We start from the raw sequence: 17,305 nt of genomic DNA on the forward strand, positions 1-17,305 counted from the left end.
AAAGGCCATCTACATAACAGATGGCCTTTTTTTCTACTCAATATCCAGCGGATCTTCAGAGAGGATAATGCCGGTGTTATCGGCATAGAGATGGTCGCCGGAGAAGAAGGTCACCCCGCCGAAATTGACGCGCACGTCGCTTTCGCCAATGCCATCACCTGCTGCGCCAACCGGAATGGCCGCAATCGCCTGAATGCCGATATCCAGCTCTTCGAGGTCATCCACCTGACGCACCGCGCCATAGACCACAATGCCTTCCCACTCGTTCTGGGTGGCGAGACGGGCAAGTTCTGCATCGATTAACGCGCGACGCACGGAGCCGCCGCCATCAACCAGCAGAATGCGTCCACGGCCGTTCTGTTCGAGCAGATCGTACAGCAACCCGTTGTCCTCAAAACATTTCACCGTAATGATTTGTCCGCCAAACGACGACCGTCCTCCAAAGTTGGAAAACAGCGGTTCTACGACGTTGACATCTTCCTGGTAGATGTCACAAAGCTCGGAGGTATCGTATTTCATAGGCTTAAGTTCAGTTGCTGCGAGTGTTTTCAGTATATCGCGCGAATTGCATTGTTGGCAAAATCATCAATTGTTAATTGATATTTGTCAGCTAATTTAGCGTCTGACTAAGAATAATCCCTATCACGAACAACAGGTTAGTCAGCAGTGCGCCTTTTACCGTGCGTTCCAGCATTGGCGGCATGGCCGAGGCGCTCTGCTCGCGCATCACGTAGCGCGCCTGTTTAACCAGCAGCGGCGTGGCGAGTACAAACAGCCAGCCCCACAGGCTGTGCAGGGAAAGCAGGTTAAACAGTGCCAGACAGAGCAGGGCACCCATCAGCAGGCAGGCATGGTAACGGCGCGCATTCACCGCGCCTAACCGCACCGCCAGGGTGTTTTTACCGTTCTGACGATCGCTGTCGATATCGCGCAGGTTGTTGATATTCAGCACCGCTGTCGCCAGCATGCCGCAGGCGGTGGCTGGCAGGAACAGGGCAGGAATTAACGAGTGCGCCTGCAGATACCAGCTGCCCATCACGCTCAGCCAGCCGAAGAAGACCAGCACGGAGATATCCCCCAGCCCGATGTAACCGTAAGGGCGGGTGCCGACGGTATAGGTGATGGCCGCGACAATCGCCAGCAGACCGAGCACGAGGAAGCCGACCGCATCCGCCGGGGTTTTACAGGCCACCAGCACCAGCGCAATCCCGGAAAGACAGATCAGCGCGACGGTGATAATCAGCGCCCGTTTCATCTCCTCCTGGGTGATCACCCCTTTCTGCATTCCACGCAATGGCCCGATGCGGTCGGGCTTATCGCTGCCCTTGACGGCATCCCCGTAATCGTTAGCGAGGTTAGAGAGGATTTGCAGAAGCCCGGCGGTCAGCAGCGCCAGGGCAGCCACCAGCGGGTCGAAATGCCCCTGCCACCACGCGAGGGTAGTGCCAACAATAATGGCGGCGAAAGCGAGAGGGAGCGTTTTAGGACGCAGGCTTTCCAGCCAGGCCTGCGTACGGCTGATTTCAGTCATAGTAATTATGTGCCAATAAAAATGGGGCCTTTCAGCCCCATCATTTGTGATGAAAATGCAATTGCCGCGATTATAGGATAAAACGGCTCAGATCTTCATCTGCTACTAAAGCATCAAGGTGCTTACTCACATAGTCGGCATCAATTTTAATGCTTTGACCATTCAGGTCGCTCGCATCATAAGAGATATCTTCCATCAGGCGTTCCAGCACGGTATGCAGACGACGCGCACCGATGTTTTCGGTGGTCTCGTTAACCTGCCATGCGGCCTGGGCGATACGCTTGATCCCATCTTCGGTGAACTCAATGTTCACCCCTTCGGTCGCCATCAGCGCTTTGTACTGCACGGTGATGGAGGCGTTTGGTTCGGTCAGGATGCGCTCGAAGTCTTCGGTGGTCAGCGCCTGCAGCTCAACGCGGATCGGCAGACGGCCCTGCAGTTCCGGGATCAGATCCGACGGCTTGGCAACCTGGAACGCGCCAGAGGCGATAAACAGAATGTGATCGGTTTTCACCATGCCGTGCTTGGTGGAGACGGTGCAGCCTTCAACCAGCGGCAGCAGGTCGCGCTGTACGCCTTCACGGGAAACGTCCGGGCCGGAGGATTCGCCGCGCTTACAGATTTTATCGATCTCATCGATAAACACGATACCGTGCTGTTCAACCGCGTCGATAGCGTCCTGCTTCAGCTCTTCCGGGTTCACCAGCTTCGCCGCTTCTTCTTCAATCAGCAGCTTCATCGCGTCTTTGATTTTCAGCTTACGCGGCTTTTGCTTCTGCCCGCCCAGGTTCTGGAACATAGACTGCAGCTGGCTGGTCATCTCTTCCATACCTGGCGGAGACATAATTTCCACGCCCATTGGCGCGGCGGCGAGCTCGATCTCAATCTCTTTGTCATCCAGCTGGCCTTCACGCAGTTTTTTGCGGAACGCCTGGCGCGCAGCGGATGGCTCAGCAGGCTGTTCTGCCTGGCCCCAGTTGTTTTTCGCCGGTGGGATCAGCACATCCAGCACACGCTCTTCCGCCATCTCTTCAGCGCGATAGCGGTTTTTTTCGATGGACTGGACGCGGACCATCTTAATGGCAGAGTCGGTCAGATCGCGGATGATAGAGTCCACTTCTTTACCGACATAGCCCACTTCGGTGAACTTGGTCGCTTCGACTTTGATGAATGGTGCGTTGGCCAGTTTAGCCAGACGACGGGCGATTTCGGTTTTACCAACACCGGTTGGGCCAATCATCAGAATGTTTTTTGGCGTCACTTCATGGCGCAGCACTTCATCCAACTGCATACGACGCCAGCGGTTACGCAGGGCAATCGCCACAGAACGCTTGGCGTTATCCTGGCCGATGATGTGTTTGTTCAGTTCGCTGACAATTTCGCGTGGGGTCATTTCAGACATGAGAAATCCTTACGCCTTAGACGGCAATTCTTCGATGGTGTGGAAGTGGTTGGTATAGATGCAGATATCACCTGCAATATCCAACGCCTTCACAGCGATATCGCGTGCGCCCAGATCGGAGTTTTCCAACAGCGCGCGGGCGGCGGCCTGGGCGTACGGGCCACCGGAACCGATAGCAATCAGGTCATTTTCTGGCTGCACCACGTCACCGTTACCGGTGATGATCAGCGAGGCATTTTCATCGGCCACCGCCAGCAGTGCTTCCAGCTTGCGCAGCATACGGTCGGTACGCCAGTCTTTCGCCAGCTCAACGGCAGCTTTCACCAGATGGCCCTGATGCATTTCCAGTTTACGTTCAAACAGCTCAAACAGCGTGAAGGCGTCCGCAGTACCGCCCGCAAAACCGGCGATCACTTTGTCGTTATACAGACGACGCACTTTTTTCACGTTGCCTTTCATGACGGTATTACCCAGCGTGGCCTGGCCATCACCGGCAATCACCACCTGGCCGTTACGGCGTACACTTACTATTGTTGTCACGAGCAGACCCCCTGGTTACACATTCGGAAAATAGAGGCCCTGAGCCAGTGCTCAGGGCTGAATAGAATGATAGATGGGGGGGATTTTGGGGGTTTCAACCCCCGGAAGCGAGTCGAATGCAGTTTGTGTGACCTGCCATCTTCAGACGGCTGATGGTGCCATCGGCATTGTCTTTGCCTTTAACCGGACCGATCACTACGCGATTCCAGCCGTTATTGGTGGTAATGCGTGAGTCAAAGCCTTCAAAGGCCAGCTGAGCACGTACGGTTTCCGCCTGCTCTGCGCCTTTAAAGGAACCGCACTGCACCATCCAGCGACGTTCATCTTTCTTCTCAGCCGTTTGCTTCGGCGCCTCGGTCTCTTTGGTGACCGGCGCGGCTTTCGGCTGCTGCGCAGTGGTATGCGCAGGGGTTTGCAGCAGATCCTGATACGGCTGCGTGTTGCTATTTTGCTTCGCAGGCTGCGTCTTCGGCTGTTGCGCCGGTTGCGCCGGTTGCGTCTGTGCCACCTTAGGCTGCTGGTACGGTTGTTCCGTCACCCGCTGCTGTGTTTTCGGCTGCTGTACCGTCTGGGACTGCGCCCACTGCTGCTGCTGTTGCTGCTGAATTTGTTGCTGCGCCTGGCGCTGGCGCTGCAGCGTTTGCTGACGCTGTGCTGGCGTCTGCTCATTCCACGGCACTTCGTTGAGCTGGGTAGGCTGCTGGCGCATATCGGCCTGCATCTGTGCCAGCAGCTGACGTTGTTCGTTGGTTAACTGGTTAGGATCCACCACTTCGCCACCCGCAGAGGGTTCGGTAGGCGCACGCACGCCCGGCTGGCGGCTCTCAAGCTCTTTAATATAGCGCCAGCGCTCTTCCGGTTTAGGGGGCAAGCCATTGCCGACCACTTTATTGCCCTGCAGCGCTTCTGCTTCTTCTTTTTTATGGTGCGTAATGAACCAGAGGCCGCCGATAAATGCCACCAGGACCGCCGCCGCGATCGCCACCATAGCCGGTGAGACTGCGGGCAGGCTGCTGCGTTGCGGTTTCCGTGAGCTACTCTTTTTGCGTCGCGAAGGTGCCGGCTGGCCGCGACGTACATAATCTCGTTGTGCCACTATCGTTTCGCTGTATTTTTTCGTTTGTCAGCCCGTCATGTTACTTAAGCGACGGGCCTTTGACCAGATGAGGACGTCTGAAAGGCGTTTACTTTAAGTCAGGGCCTGGGTTGAACCTCTGACGATCAATTCACAGTCCAGTAAACGGGAGCCGCTGCTAACTGTTTGTCCGTTCAGCTGATCCAGTAACAGCAGCATCGCTTCCCGGCCAATATCATAGCGGGGTTGTGCCACCGTCGAGAGCGGAGGATCGCAAAATTCAGACAGAGAAATATTATCGAAGCCGATGATTGAGAGGTCTTTCGGCACTTTCAGACCGCGCCGTTTGGCATAGGAGAGCGCGCCCAGCGCCATCACGTCGCTGTGACAGAACACCGCGGTCGGCGGCTGCGGCAACGACAGCAGTTTTTCCAGCGCCAGGCCGCCTGCGGCATAGGTAAAATCGCCCCGGGCGATACAGTGCGGATCCACCGTCGCCCCGGTGCGGCGCAGCGCCTGAACATAGCCCTGCAGGCGATAGTGGCACAGCGGCATCTCTTCCGGTCCGGCGATACAGCCGATACGTTTGTGGCCCAGCTCCTGGAGATAATTCACGGCGTTAAAGGCGGCGGTGAGGTTATCAATATGGACGGTAGGCAGTTCCAGCTCAGGGGCAAACTCGTTGGCCATCACCATCGGCGGCAGATTGCGTTGCTCTTCAATGCTGGCATCAAAGGGCAGGCGCGAACCGAGCAGCAGCATACCGTCGATCTGCTTGGTGATAATCAGGTCAATGAAGGTCTTTTCCTGCTGATTCTGATGCGCGCAGTCGCCAATCAGCACCAGGTAGCCCTGCGCGGCGGCGGTCACTTCGATACCGCGGATAATTTCGCTGAAAAAGGGATCGCAGATGTCGGGCACAATGACCAGAATGGTGCGGGATTCGTTCCGTTTGACGTTACGGCCCATAGCCTGGGGCAGATAACCCACCTCCAGCGCAGCCTGCTCAACACGGTTACGCGTGCTCTGAGAGACTTTGTCGGGATTCATTAATGCTCGGGATACCGTTGCCGTTGAGACTTTTGCTTTCAGGGCAACATCTTTCATGGTCGCCGAGGCAACCTCTTTCCTGGACTTCAACTTCTTCTCCTCGCAGGCGTATCACCGCACTTCTGACTGTGTCAGTTTTATCAGATTGCGAATGGAAGCGGTTACAGAATTTTCATAAAAAGTGTGAGTCGTGTTTAATTTTTCGATCCGCCTCCCACCCTTTTTTAGCTTTCGATAGGATCAACGTCCAGGACCCACTTCACTTTACGCGCTTCCGGCAGGGTATTAATCAACGCCAGCGTGCCGCTGACGATATGCTGTAGCCGCAACCGGGAAGGGTGTTGCAGCAGGATTTGCCAGCGATAGCGTCCGCCGCGCTTGGGGGCCAGGGCCGGAACCGGACCTAAAATCCACAGCTGATTATCCACCAGCGGGCTGGCCTGCAGCAGGTTGCGCAGCTGCTGGAGGAACAGTGGCGCCTGCTGGTTGTTGTGATCCTCGGCGCGGATAATCACATGGCTTGTCCACGGTGGGAGTTGCAGGGTCTGACGCTCCGCCAGCGCCTGTTCGGCGAAGGCGTCGTAGCCTTTATGCAGCAGGGTTTGCAGCAGCGGATGCTCGGGGTGGTGGGTTTGTAGCACCACCTCGCCCTGTTTACCGGCGCGCCCGGCACGGCCTGCCACCTGGGTATAGAGCTGGGCAAAGCGCTCCGCGGAGCGGAAATCAGCCGAGAAGAGCGCCCCGTCGACATCCAGCAGCGCCACCAGGGTCACGTCCGGGAAGTGGTGTCCTTTGGCCAGCATCTGGGTACCGATCAGAATACGCGCCCCGCCGCGATGCACTTCCGCCAGCTGTTGCTCAAGGGCACCTTTGCGGCTGGTGGTGTCGCGATCGATACGTGAGATAGCCACGCCCGGGAAGAAGGGGGCCAGCGCCTGCTCCAGCTGCTCGGTGCCCAGACCGACCGGCACCATATGGGTCGAGCCGCAGGAAGGACACTGGCGCGGCACCGGTCGCTGGCTGTCGCAGTGGTGACAGCGCAAATGGTGCTGGGCCTGATGCAGGGTATAGTAGTGATCGCAGCGCGGGCATTCAGCGATCCAGCCGCAGTCGTGGCACAGCAGCGCCGGGGCAAAGCCGCGACGGTTGAGAAACAGAATCACCTGGTTGTCGGCCTGCAAATGCTGGCGCATGCGGGCGATCAGCGCCGGGGCTAGCCCGGCCTGCACCGGCTGACCTTTCAGATCCAGTACGTGCTGCATGGCAGGACGGGCATTACCCGCCCGCCGCGTCAGGCGTAATAGATGGTATTTTCGCTGGCGCACATTATGCAGCGTCTCCAGCGCAGGGGTCGCGGAGCCGAGAATGATTGGGATCTGTTCGCTGTGGGCGCGATAGACCGCCAGGTCGCGGGCGTGATAGCGCCAGCCTTCCTGCTGTTTATAAGAGCTGTCGTGCTCTTCGTCGATGACGATCACCCCGAGATTTTTAAAGGGTGTAAACAGGGATGAGCGGGTGCCAATCACGATTGCTGCTTCGCCATTTTTCGCTTTCAGCCAGGCGCTCAGGCGCTCGCTGTCATTTAAGCCGGAGTGCAGCACCTCGACCGGGGCGTTGAAGCGCTCGCGAAAACGGGCGATGGTCTGCGGGGTCAGACCGATTTCCGGCACCATCACCAGCGCCTGCTTGCCCTGAGCCAGCACATTTTCCAGTACGCTCAGATAGACTTCAGTTTTACCGGAACCGGTCACGCCCGCCAGCAGCCAGGCTGAAAAGCGATCGGACGCGCTGTGGATCGCCCCAACGGCGGTCGCCTGTTCGGTATTGAGCCGCAGACGGTCGCCCGCGACGCTAAAGCCGTCGCGCCAGTCGATAAGCGCTGGGGCTTCGCAGGCCAGTTCGCTCAGCCCTTTTTTACGTAAGCTCTGCAACGCCGCGTCGTTAAAGTCGAGGCTCTCAACCTGATGCCGCCAGATCCTGCCCTGGCGTAACGCCGCCAGCGCCTGCTGCTGTTTCGGGGAACGTTTCAGGCTATTAATATCTACCGCCTGGCCCTGCTCGGTGGCAAACCAGTACCACATCGGCGCATGGCTGGCGCTTTTGCCCTGTCGCAGCAGAATGGGTAAGGCGTGAAACAGCACATCGCCAATGGGATGATGATAATAGTCGGCCGCCCACAGCAGCAGTCGCCAGACGCTGGCGGAAAAGACCGGCTCGCTGTCCAGCACCTCGACCACGCTTTTGAGTTCACTGAGAGGCAACTCGCTGTGCTGGCTTACGGAGACGACAATACCCACCCGCTGCTGTTTGCCAAACGGCACATTCACGCGACAGCCCGCCTCAGCCTGCATGTTGTCTGGCAGCAGGTAGTCAAAGGTACGGGGAAGCGGAACGGGCAGGGCAACGTGAGCAACGGGCATCGAATCTTCCTGACTTGAAAAGTGGCGCGTTAGTATACACATTAGTGAAAGGCGGCGTGCGGATCAGTTTGCATACCCTGGTTAAATTCTGTATGATTCGCCGCCTTTGGTGCACTTTGCATCAAAGAACTTACATTCAACATCGCGTGGTGTCTGGCGTTAGGGCTGGAAGAGCGACGCGGCCTTAACTGAGGTTCTCCCATGAAAAAAGATATCCATCCTAAATACGAAATGATTACTGCAAACTGCTCTTGCGGTAACTCTATCCAGATCCGCTCCACCGTGGGTCACGATCTGAACCTGGACGTGTGCGGCCAGTGCCACCCGTTCTACACTGGTAAGCAGCGTGACGTTGCAACCGGTGGCCGTGTTGACCGCTTCAACAAGCGTTTCAGCATCCCGGGTTCCAAGTAAGTTTCCCGAAAAAAAAGCGCCGCAAGGCGCTTTTTTTGTATCTGTAAATCAGTATTCCCACGTCTCCGGGTCGATACCCAGCTCACGCATGATCACCTTTGCCTCTTCCGGAATTTCATCGCTACGCTCTTTGCGCAGGTCTTCATCGTTCGGCAACGGTTGACCGGTAAACGCGTGCAGGAACGCTTCGCACAGCAGTTCGCTGTTGGTAGCGTGACGCAGGTTATTCACCTGACGACGCGTGCGTTCATCGGTGAGGATCTTTAACACCTTCAGAGGAATGGAAACCGTAATTTTTTTTACTTGTTCACTCTTCTTACCGTGCTCAGCGTATGGGCTGATATATTCGCCGCTCCATTCAGCCATGAGATACCTTTAATCCTCTCTGTCATTAATATGAGGCTGACACCGCAGCGATACGCCGGGGTTCTAGCCATAATCGCGCGTAGTTTACCGTAGAGATGCCGTTGTGACACGGATATTGCCTCTGCGGTATGCGCTAAAGCATATAATTTTAACGGCTATTTGCGCATTGCTCAATCTATACGCAAAGAAGTTTAGATGTCCAGATGTATTGACGTCCATATAATCAATGTTTACTCTGGTGCCTGACTTTTCATCCATTAAGCCAGGAAGCCTTCACCATGACGCGTAAACAGGCCACCATCGCAGTGCGTAGCGGATTGAATGATGACGAACAGTACGGCTGCGTTGTCCCGCCGATTCACCTCTCCAGTACCTATAACTTCACCGGATTTAATGAACCACGCGCCCATGACTACTCGCGCCGTGGTAACCCTACGCGTGATGTCACCCAGCGCGCGCTGGCGGAGCTGGAAGGTGGCGCAGGTGCGGTGATGACCAATACCGGCATGTCGGCTATTCACCTGGTGACCACGGTGTTCCTGAAACCTGGCGATCTGCTGGTGGCCCCACACGACTGTTACGGCGGCAGCTACCGCCTGTTTGACAGCCTGGCGAAGCGTGGCTGCTATCGCGTGCTGTTTGTCGATCAGGGTGATGAGCAGGCGCTGAAACAGGCGCTGGCAGAAAAACCGAAGCTGGTATTAATCGAAAGTCCGAGCAATCCATTGCTGCGCGTCGTGGACATTGCAAAAATTTGTCAGCTTGCAAGGGATGCGGGAGCGATAAGTGTAGTGGATAATACGTTCCTCAGTCCGGCGCTACAGAACCCGCTGGCACTGGGAGCAGACCTGGTATTGCATTCATGCACCAAATATTTGAACGGCCACTCGGACGTGGTTGCCGGGGTGGTGATTGCGAAAGATCCAGAGGTTGTCACTGAACTGGCATGGTGGGCGAATAACATCGGCGTCACCGGCAGCGCGTTCGACAGCTATCTGCTGCTGCGTGGTCTGCGTACCCTGTCGCCGCGTATGGATGTGGCGCAGCGTAATGCCCAGGCGATTGTCGATTTCCTGAAGACCCAGCCGCTGGTGAAAAAGCTCTATCACCCGTCGCTGCCGGAGAATCAGGGACACGAGATTGCTGCGCGTCAACAAAAGGGTTTTGGCGCGATGTTAAGTTTTGAGCTGGATGGCGATGAGCAGACGCTACGTCGCTTCCTGAGCGGGCTGTCACTGTTTACGCTGGCGGAATCTTTAGGTGGGGTTGAAAGTTTGATCTCCCACGCCGCCACCATGACGCACGCGGGCATGGCGCCAGAAGCGCGTGCCGCCGCCGGGATCTCCGAGACGCTGTTGCGTATCTCAACCGGTATTGAAGATTGTGAAGATTTAATTGCCGATCTGGAAAATGGCTTCCGGATCGCAGCCAAGGGGTAATCATGAGTGTGATAGCGCAGGCAGGGGCGAAGGGTCGCCAGCTGCACAAGTTTGGTGGTAGTAGTCTTGCTGATGTGAAATGTTACCTGCGGGTCGCGGGGATCATGGCAGAGTATTCGATGCCGGGGGACATGATGGTTGTCTCTGCGGCGGGCAGCACCACCAACCAGTTGATTAGCTGGCTGAAGTTAAGCCAGACCGATCGTCTCTCTGCGCATCAGGTTCAACAAGCGTTACGCCGTTATCAGAGTGAATTGATCGCCGGGTTACTGCCTGCCGACGTGGCCGATGGCCTGATCAGCCACTTTATCCAGGATCTGGAGCGGCTGGCCGCGTTACTCGACAGCGGCGTGACCGATGCCGTTTACGCCGAGGTGGTGGGCCACGGTGAAGTGTGGTCTGCCCGTCTGATGGCGGCGGTTCTGCAACAGCAGGGGCTGGAGGCCGCATGGCTGGACGCGCGGGACTTCCTGCGTGCCGAACGTGGCGCTCAGCCACAGGTTGATGAAGGCCTCTCTTATCCGCTGCTCCAGCAGCTGCTGGTGCAGCATCCGAATAAACGTATTGTCGTGACCGGCTTTATCAGCCGCAGCAATGCGGGTGAAACCGTGCTGCTGGGGCGTAACGGCTCCGACTACTCCGCAACGCAGATTGGTGCGCTGGCGGGCGTGTCGCGCGTCACGATCTGGAGCGACGTGGCGGGCGTCTATAGCGCCGATCCGCGTAAGGTTAAAGATGCCTGCCTGCTGCCGCTGCTGCGTCTCGATGAAGCCAGCGAGCTGGCCCGTCTGGCGGCCCCGGTTCTCCACGCCCGTACCCTGCAGCCGGTTTCCGGCAGCGATATCGATCTGCAGCTGCGCTGTAGCTATACGCCGGATCAGGGTTCCACCCGCATTGAGCGCGTGCTGGCTTCCGGCACGGGGGCGCGTATTGTCACCAGCCATGACGATATCTGCCTGATTGAGTTCCTCGTTCCCGCCGGCCACGATTTCAAACTGGCGCATAAAGAGATCGACCTGATCCTCAAGCGTGCCCAGGTGCGCCCGCTGGCCGTGGGTGTGCATACCGATCGTCACCTGCTGCAGTTCTGCTACACCGCCGAAGTGGCCGACAGCGCGCTGAAGATTCTGGATGAAGCGGGCCTGCCGGGCGAGCTTCGCCTGCGTCAGGGGCTGGCGCTGATTGCGATGGTGGGCGCGGGCGTCACCCGTAACCCACTGCACTGCCACCGTTTCTGGCAGCAGCTGAAGGGGCAGCCGGTTGAATTTACCTGGCAGTCCGAGGAGGGCATCAGCCTGGTGGCGGTCATGCGCACCGGGCCAACGGAGAGTCTGATCCAGGGCCTGCACCAGTCGCTGTTCCGCGCCGAAAAACGCATCGGTTTGATGCTGTTTGGGAAAGGGAATATCGGTTCCCGCTGGCTGGAGCTGTTTGCCCGCGAGCAAACCACGCTGTCAGCGCGTACCGGTTTTGAATTTGTACTGGCGGGCGTGGTGGACAGCCGCCGCAGCCTGCTCAGTTATGAAGGGCTGGACGCCAGCCGTGCGCTGGCCTTCTTCAACGATGAAGCCATCGAACAGGATGAAGAGTCGCTCTTCCTGTGGATGCGCGCCCACCCCTATGATGATCTGGTGGTGCTGGATGTCACCGCCAGCGAGCAGCTGGCCGATCAATATCTTGATTTCGCCAGCCACGGCTTCCACGTCATCAGCGCTAACAAGCTGGCGGGCGCCAGCAATACCCGTAACTATCGTCAAATCCATGACGCCTTTGAAAAAACGGGCCGTCACTGGCTCTACAATGCCACCGTTGGTGCCGGTCTGCCGGTGAATCACACCGTGCGCGATCTGATCGATAGCGGCGACAGCATTCTGGCGATCAGCGGTATCTTCTCCGGCACCCTGTCATGGCTGTTCCTGCAGTTTGATGGCACCGTACCCTTCACCGACCTGGTGGATCAGGCGTGGCAGCAGGGGCTGACCGAGCCCGACCCCCGCGTTGACCTCTCAGGGAAAGACGTGATGCGTAAGCTGGTGATCCTGGCGCGTGAGGCGGGCTACGACATCGAGCCGGGTCAGGTTCGCGTGGAGTCGCTGGTGCCGGCGGGCTGCGAAGAGGGGTCTGTGGATCACTTCTTCGAGAACGGTGAAGCGTTGAACGAGCAGATGCTACAGCGGCTGGAAGCGGCGCGCGAAATGGGTCTGGTGCTGCGCTACGTGGCGCGTTTTGATGCCAACGGCAAGGCGCGCGTTGGGGTTGAGGCTGTCCGCCCGGAACATCCGCTGGCGGCGCTGCTGCCGTGCGATAATGTCTTCGCCATTGAAAGCCGCTGGTATCGCGATAACCCGCTGGTGATCCGTGGTCCAGGTGCGGGCCGCGACGTGACCGCCGGGGCGATCCAGTCCGATATCAACCGTCTGGCGCAGCTGCTGTAAAGCCCTATGCCCGGTGGCGCAACGCTTACCGGGCCTTCTTTTTTCCCATCCTGAACTTTTTTCAACTTCCCTGAACATTCCTCACCGTCAATGGTGATATTTTCAGTTGACGCCAGTCCGCTTTTCCGTCATTTTTACATCTGGACGTCTAAACGTATAGAAGTTCGAAGCATAACAAACAACGACACGCGATTGATGAGGTAAGGTATGAGCTTTTTTCACGCCAACCAGCGGGAAGCCCTGAATCAGAGCCTGGCTGAAGTAAACGGCCAGATTAACGTCTCTTTTGAATTTTTCCCGCCGCGCACCAGTGAAATGGAGCAGACCCTGTGGGCCTCTATCGATCGCCTGAGCAGCCTGAAACCCAAATTTGTCTCCGTGACCTACGGCGCCAACTCCGGCGAGCGCGACCGCACGCACAGTATCATTAAAGGCATTAAGGATCGTACCGGTCTGGAAGCTGCCCCGCATCTGACCTGTATCGACGCCACCCGCGACGAGCTACGCACCATCGCCCAGGATTACTGGAATAACGGTATCCGCCACATCGTGGCCCTGCGTGGCGACCTGCCGCCGGGCAGCGGTAAGCCGGATATGTACGCGACCGATCTGGTAGCGCTGCTGAAAGAGGTGGGCGATTTCGACATCTCCGTTGCGGCTTACCCGGAAGTACACCCGGAAGCGAAAAGCGCCCAGGCGGACCTGCTCAACCTGAAACGCAAAGTGGATGCGGGTGCCAATCGCGCCATCACCCAGTTTTTCTTTGATGTTGAAAGCTATCTGCGTTTCCGTGACCGCTGCGTCTCTGCCGGCATCGACGTGGAAATTATCCCTGGCATCCTGCCGGTTTCTAACTTTAAGCAGGCCAAGAAATTTGCCGACATGACCAACGTGCGCATTCCGCACTGGATGGCGAAGATGTATGAAGGCCTGGACGATGACGCCGAAACCCGCAAGCTGGTGGGTGCCAGTATCGCCATGGATATGGTGAAGATTTTAAGCCGCGAAGGGGTGAAGGATTTCCATTTCTATACCCTCAACCGCGCCGAAATGAGCTACGCGATCTGCCACACGTTAGGTGTTCGCCCGGGTCTGTAAAAACCAGGCCCTCAGTAAGATGAGGGCTTTTTTATTTCAGCCGGATAACAACGGTATTAACTATCAAATCTGTGGATTGTTTCAATTATCTCTTATTCCCGGTGGTGTATATCCTAACGATAAAACCATAGAGGGAGCAGAGCGATGAGTACGTCCGACGAGAACCAGAATTCAGGTAAGTGCCCTTTCCATCAGGGCAGTTATGACAAGAGTGCAGGTGCCGGCACCAACAGCCGGGACTGGTGGCCTAAACAACTTCGTATTGATCTTCTCAACCAGCATTCCGAACGTTCCAACCCGCTAGGCAAAGATTTCAATTACCGCAAAGAATTCAGCAAGCTGGATTACTCCGCTCTGAAAGGCGATCTGAAAGCGCTCCTGACCGATTCCCAACCGTGGTGGCCTGCAGACTGGGGAAGCTATGCCGGTCTGTTCATTCGCATGGCGTGGCACGGTGCGGGCACCTATCGCTCTGTCGACGGGCGTGGCGGCGCAGGCCGCGGTCAACAGCGTTTCTCTCCGCTTAACTCCTGGCCAGACAACGTCAGCCTCGATAAGGCGCGTCGTCTGTTGTGGCCGATCAAACAAAAATATGGCCAGAAAATCTCCTGGGCCGATCTGTTTATTCTTGCGGGCAACGTGGCGCTGGAGAACTCTGGCTTCAGAACCTTTGGCTTTGGCGCCGGACGCGAAGATGTCTGGGAACCAGATCTGGACGTTAACTGGGGCGATGAGAAAGCCTGGCTGGAGCATCGCCATCCGGAAAGCCTGGCGAAAAGCGCCATTGGCGCCACCGAGATGGGGCTTATTTACGTTAACCCTGAAGGGCCCAACGCCAGCGGTGAACCGCTGTCGGCGGCAGCGGCTATCCGCGCCACCTTTGGCAACATGGGGATGAACGATGAAGAGACCGTCGCGCTGATCGCAGGCGGCCATACGCTGGGTAAAACCCACGGGGCAGGGGAAGCCAGCCATGTGGGTGTCGATCCGGAAGGCGGCCCGCTTGAGGCTCAGGGCCTGGGCTGGGCCAGCACCCACGGTACCGGTATCGGGGCGGACGCCATTACCTCCGGCCTGGAGGTGATCTGGTCCCAGACGCCGACCCAGTGGAGCAACTACTTCTTCGAAAATCTCTACAAATACGACTGGGTGCAAACCCGCAGTCCGGCTGGTGCTATCCAGTTCGAAGCGTCAAATGCGCCGGAAATTATGCCGGATCCCTTCGACCCGTCGAAAAAACGTAAACCGACCATGCTGGTGACCGACCTGACGCTGCGTTTCGATCCGGAATTCGACAAAATTTCCCGTCGTTTCCTCAACGATCCGCAGGCCTTTAACGAAGCCTTCGCCCGGGCATGGTTCAAACTGACCCACCGTGATATGGGGCCGATTTCCCGTTATATCGGGCCGGAAGTACCGAAAGAAGAGCTGATTTGGCAGGATCCGCTGCCGCAGCCGTTCTTCCACCCGACCGCTGAAGATATCGAAAGCCTGAAGGCGGACATTGCGGCTTCTGGCCTGTCGGTCAGCGAGCTGGTGTCGGTGGCATGGGCGTCGGCTTCCACCTTCCGCGGTGGCGATAAGCGTGGCGGGGCCAACGGCGCACGTCTGGCGCTGGCACCGCAGCGTAGCTGGGATGTCAACGCCGTGGCTGCGCGCGTACTGCCGGTGCTGGAAGGGATCTATAAATCGGCGCATAAAGCATCGCTGGCGGACATCATCGTGCTGGCCGGTGTGGTGGGCGTTGAGCAGGCGGCGAAAGCGGCGGGCTTCAACATCACCGTACCGTTTACGCCAGGCCGCGTTGATGCGCGTCAGGATCAGACCGATATCGGCATGTTTACGCTGCTGCAGCCGGTTGCCGATGGTTTCCGTAACTACCGGGCGGCGATTGACGTCTCCACCACCGAATCGCTGCTGATTGATAAAGCGCAGCAATTGACGCTGACCGCGCCAGAGATGACGGTGTTGCTGGGTGGGCTGCGCGTGTTGGGCGCTAACTTTGATGGCGGTAAGAGCGGCGTCTTTACCGATCGCGTGGGCGTACTCAGCACCGACTTCTTCGTCAATCTGCTGGATATGGGCACACAGTGGAAAGCCACCGATGAATCCAGCGAGCTGTTCGAAGGGCGCGATCGTGTGAGCGGGGAAGTCAAATATCTGGCGAGTCGTGCCGACCTGGTGTTCGGTTCTAACTCCGTGCTGCGTGCCCTGGCGGAGGTTTACGCCAGCAGCGATGCCCACGAGAAGTTCGTGAACGACTTTGTCGCGGCATGGGTGAAAGTGATGAACCTCGACCGGTTCGATCTGCTGTAAACAGGAAAATCCCCGCTCCGGCGGGGATTTTTTTGCCCGGCGGCGCTACGCTTGCACGGGCCTACGGGTTTTGTAGGCCGGGTAAGGCGCAGCCGCCACCCGGCAATAAGGGCTACTCTCACTCCTGCATAAAACGCTGACCGTACTGGTCGGCCACCAGCAAGGCGGCATACACCTGATCCGCCGTTGCCCCGCCCGGCATGTTATGGATGGTTTCATCTTTCGCACAGGCTGCTGTCGCCACCAGGCGCATTTTAGCGGGGATATCTTCGGTAATATCCAGCTGCGCCAGCGTGATGGGCAACCCTACGCTGTGGCAGAGTGCCGCGACGGTTTCAATCTCTTCAACCGGGGCATTCTCCAGCACCAGCTGGGTCAGCGTGCCAAACGCCACTTTCTCGCCGTGATAGTAATGATGGGCGTCCGGAATGGCGGTCAGGCCGTTATGAATGGCGTGGGCCGCTGCCAGGCCACCGCTTTCAAAACCGACGCCGCTCAGATAGGTGTTGGCTTCAATGACCCGCTCAAGGGCAGGAGTCACCACATGCTGCTCTGCCGCCAGCATCGCTTTTTCACCCTCTTCAATCAGGGTGTTGTAGCACAGTTCGGCCAGCGCCAGCGCGGCCTGGGTGCATTTGCCTCCCGCCATGGTGGTAGCGCCGCTGCGTGAGCAGGCCCGGGCTTCAAACCAGGTTGCCAGCGCGTCGCCGATGCCGGCTGCCAGCAGATGTGCAGGCGCCCCTGCCACCACTTTGGTATCCACAATCACGATGTTCGGGTTATGCGGCAGCATCAGGTAGCGATCAAACTCCCCGCTGTCGGTGTAGATAACAGAAAGCGCGCTGCAGGGTGCATCGGTAGAGGCAATGGTCGGGGCGATGGCGACCGGGACATCCATGAAATGCGCCAGTGCTTTAGCGGTATCCAGTGTTTTACCGCCGCCGATGCCGAGGATTGCCTGGCAATCTGCACTTTTCGCCAGCTTGCGCAGCCGGTCGATCTCGTTCTGTGAACATTCGCCGCCAAATGGCGCGATTTCTACGTACAGTTCCGCCTGTTTAAAGCTCTGGCGCAGCGTCTCTTCCGCAAAGCCCAGCACAAATTTATCGCCCACCACCAGCCAGCGCGCCGCCAGCGGTTTCAGGTAGTCGCCGAGGCGTGAGAGCACATCTGCACCCTGAATGTATTTGCCAGGTGATTGAATAATACGATCCATCCT

The 17,305-nt window shown here is 57.6% G+C and carries 14 protein-coding genes; 5 read left to right on the forward strand and 9 right to left on the reverse strand.

What is annotated here, in order from left to right:
• Positions 1–33 precede the first annotated feature (33 nt).
• The 7 genes from rraA to priA all read right to left on the reverse strand — a co-directional run bounded on the left by rraA (position 34) and on the right by priA (position 8,018).
• On the reverse strand, positions 34–519 hold the full coding sequence (gene rraA / locus ACOKCT_RS19320) for a ribonuclease E activity regulator RraA (RefSeq protein WP_103177506.1): 486 nt from the start codon (positions 517–519) through the stop codon (positions 34–36).
• A gap of 91 nt (positions 520–610) precedes the next feature.
• Positions 611–1,537, reverse strand: coding sequence for a 1,4-dihydroxy-2-naphthoate polyprenyltransferase (gene menA, locus ACOKCT_RS19325; protein WP_103177505.1), 927 nt, complete (start codon positions 1,535–1,537; stop codon positions 611–613).
• Positions 1,538–1,601: 64 nt separating this feature from the next.
• Positions 1,602–2,933: an HslU--HslV peptidase ATPase subunit gene (hslU, locus tag ACOKCT_RS19330; protein WP_103177504.1), complete on the reverse strand. Its 1,332-nt coding sequence runs from the start codon at positions 2,931–2,933 to the stop codon at positions 1,602–1,604.
• Between the two features lie 9 nt (positions 2,934–2,942).
• Positions 2,943–3,473, reverse strand: coding sequence for an ATP-dependent protease subunit HslV (gene hslV, locus ACOKCT_RS19335; RefSeq protein ID WP_032615282.1), 531 nt, complete (start codon positions 3,471–3,473; stop codon positions 2,943–2,945).
• Positions 3,474–3,567: 94 nt separating this feature from the next.
• On the reverse strand, positions 3,568–4,569 hold the full coding sequence (ftsN, locus tag ACOKCT_RS19340; protein WP_159340303.1) for a cell division protein FtsN: 1,002 nt from the start codon (positions 4,567–4,569) through the stop codon (positions 3,568–3,570).
• A gap of 93 nt (positions 4,570–4,662) precedes the next feature.
• A complete protein-coding gene (gene cytR / locus ACOKCT_RS19345; protein WP_420193791.1) occupies positions 4,663–5,688 on the reverse strand; it encodes a DNA-binding transcriptional regulator CytR in 1,026 nt (341 codons plus the stop codon).
• A 134-nt stretch (positions 5,689–5,822) separates the two neighbouring features.
• Positions 5,823–8,018 carry a primosomal protein N' gene (gene priA, locus ACOKCT_RS19350; RefSeq protein WP_420193792.1) on the reverse strand — a complete coding sequence of 732 codons (2,196 nt, stop codon included), beginning with the start codon at positions 8,016–8,018 and terminating at the stop codon, positions 5,823–5,825.
• A 201-nt stretch (positions 8,019–8,219) separates the two neighbouring features.
• Between priA and rpmE the strand changes: the two genes are divergently transcribed.
• Positions 8,220–8,432 (forward strand): 50S ribosomal protein L31, encoded by a 213-nt coding sequence (gene rpmE / locus ACOKCT_RS19355; protein WP_103177500.1) that lies wholly within the window; start codon positions 8,220–8,222, stop codon positions 8,430–8,432.
• A gap of 48 nt (positions 8,433–8,480) precedes the next feature.
• Here rpmE and metJ read toward each other — a convergent pair whose 3' ends face one another.
• Positions 8,481–8,798 carry a met regulon transcriptional regulator MetJ gene (gene metJ / locus ACOKCT_RS19360; protein ID WP_015966498.1) on the reverse strand — a complete coding sequence of 106 codons (318 nt, stop codon included), beginning with the start codon at positions 8,796–8,798 and terminating at the stop codon, positions 8,481–8,483.
• Between the two features lie 278 nt (positions 8,799–9,076).
• Here metJ and metB point away from each other — a divergent pair, with 278 nt between their 5' ends.
• The 4 genes from metB (at position 9,077) to katG (ending at position 16,086) form a co-directional block, all read left to right on the forward strand.
• Entirely contained in the window at positions 9,077–10,237 is a 1,161-nt protein-coding gene (gene metB / locus ACOKCT_RS19365) for a cystathionine gamma-synthase (protein ID WP_103177499.1), read from the forward strand.
• Positions 10,238–10,239: 2 nt separating this feature from the next.
• Positions 10,240–12,672 (forward strand): bifunctional aspartate kinase/homoserine dehydrogenase II, encoded by a 2,433-nt coding sequence (locus ACOKCT_RS19370; protein WP_156655372.1) that lies wholly within the window; start codon positions 10,240–10,242, stop codon positions 12,670–12,672.
• 207 nt (positions 12,673–12,879) lie between these two features.
• Positions 12,880–13,770, forward strand: a complete 891-nt coding sequence (gene metF / locus ACOKCT_RS19375) for a methylenetetrahydrofolate reductase (RefSeq protein ID WP_032615268.1) — start codon at positions 12,880–12,882, stop codon at positions 13,768–13,770.
• Positions 13,771–13,914: 144 nt separating this feature from the next.
• Positions 13,915–16,086, forward strand: coding sequence for a catalase/peroxidase HPI (gene katG / locus ACOKCT_RS19380; RefSeq protein WP_103177497.1), 2,172 nt, complete (start codon positions 13,915–13,917; stop codon positions 16,084–16,086).
• 118 nt (positions 16,087–16,204) lie between these two features.
• Here katG and gldA read toward each other — a convergent pair whose 3' ends face one another.
• Positions 16,205–17,302 carry a bifunctional L-1,2-propanediol dehydrogenase/glycerol dehydrogenase gene (gldA, locus tag ACOKCT_RS19385; RefSeq protein WP_420193793.1) on the reverse strand — a complete coding sequence of 366 codons (1,098 nt, stop codon included), beginning with the start codon at positions 17,300–17,302 and terminating at the stop codon, positions 16,205–16,207.
• Positions 17,303–17,305 lie beyond the last annotated feature (3 nt).

The organism is Leclercia sp. M-A074-M (genome assembly GCF_965195605.1).
GTDB lineage: Bacteria > Pseudomonadota > Gammaproteobacteria > Enterobacterales > Enterobacteriaceae > Enterobacter.

What these genes read in the sequence shown, in the direction of transcription:
- rraA (WP_103177506.1), bottom strand. Translation starts at nt 519, where the DNA reads ATGAAATACGATACCTCCGAGCTTTGTGACATCTACCAGGAAGATGTC.
- metB (WP_103177499.1), top strand. Translation starts at nt 9,077, where the DNA reads ATGACGCGTAAACAGGCCACCATCGCAGTGCGTAGCGGATTGAATGAT.
- priA (WP_420193792.1), bottom strand. Translation starts at nt 8,018, where the DNA reads ATGCCCGTTGCTCACGTTGCCCTGCCCGTTCCGCTTCCCCGTACCTTT.
- metJ (WP_015966498.1), bottom strand. Translation starts at nt 8,798, where the DNA reads ATGGCTGAATGGAGCGGCGAATATATCAGCCCATACGCTGAGCACGGT.
- metF (WP_032615268.1), top strand. Translation starts at nt 12,880, where the DNA reads ATGAGCTTTTTTCACGCCAACCAGCGGGAAGCCCTGAATCAGAGCCTG.
- gldA (WP_420193793.1), bottom strand. Translation starts at nt 17,302, where the DNA reads ATGGATCGTATTATTCAATCACCTGGCAAATACATTCAGGGTGCAGAT.
- katG (WP_103177497.1), top strand. Translation starts at nt 13,915, where the DNA reads ATGAGTACGTCCGACGAGAACCAGAATTCAGGTAAGTGCCCTTTCCAT.
- rpmE (WP_103177500.1), top strand. Translation starts at nt 8,220, where the DNA reads ATGAAAAAAGATATCCATCCTAAATACGAAATGATTACTGCAAACTGC.
- hslU (WP_103177504.1), bottom strand. Translation starts at nt 2,933, where the DNA reads ATGTCTGAAATGACCCCACGCGAAATTGTCAGCGAACTGAACAAACAC.
- ACOKCT_RS19370 (WP_156655372.1), top strand. Translation starts at nt 10,240, where the DNA reads ATGAGTGTGATAGCGCAGGCAGGGGCGAAGGGTCGCCAGCTGCACAAG.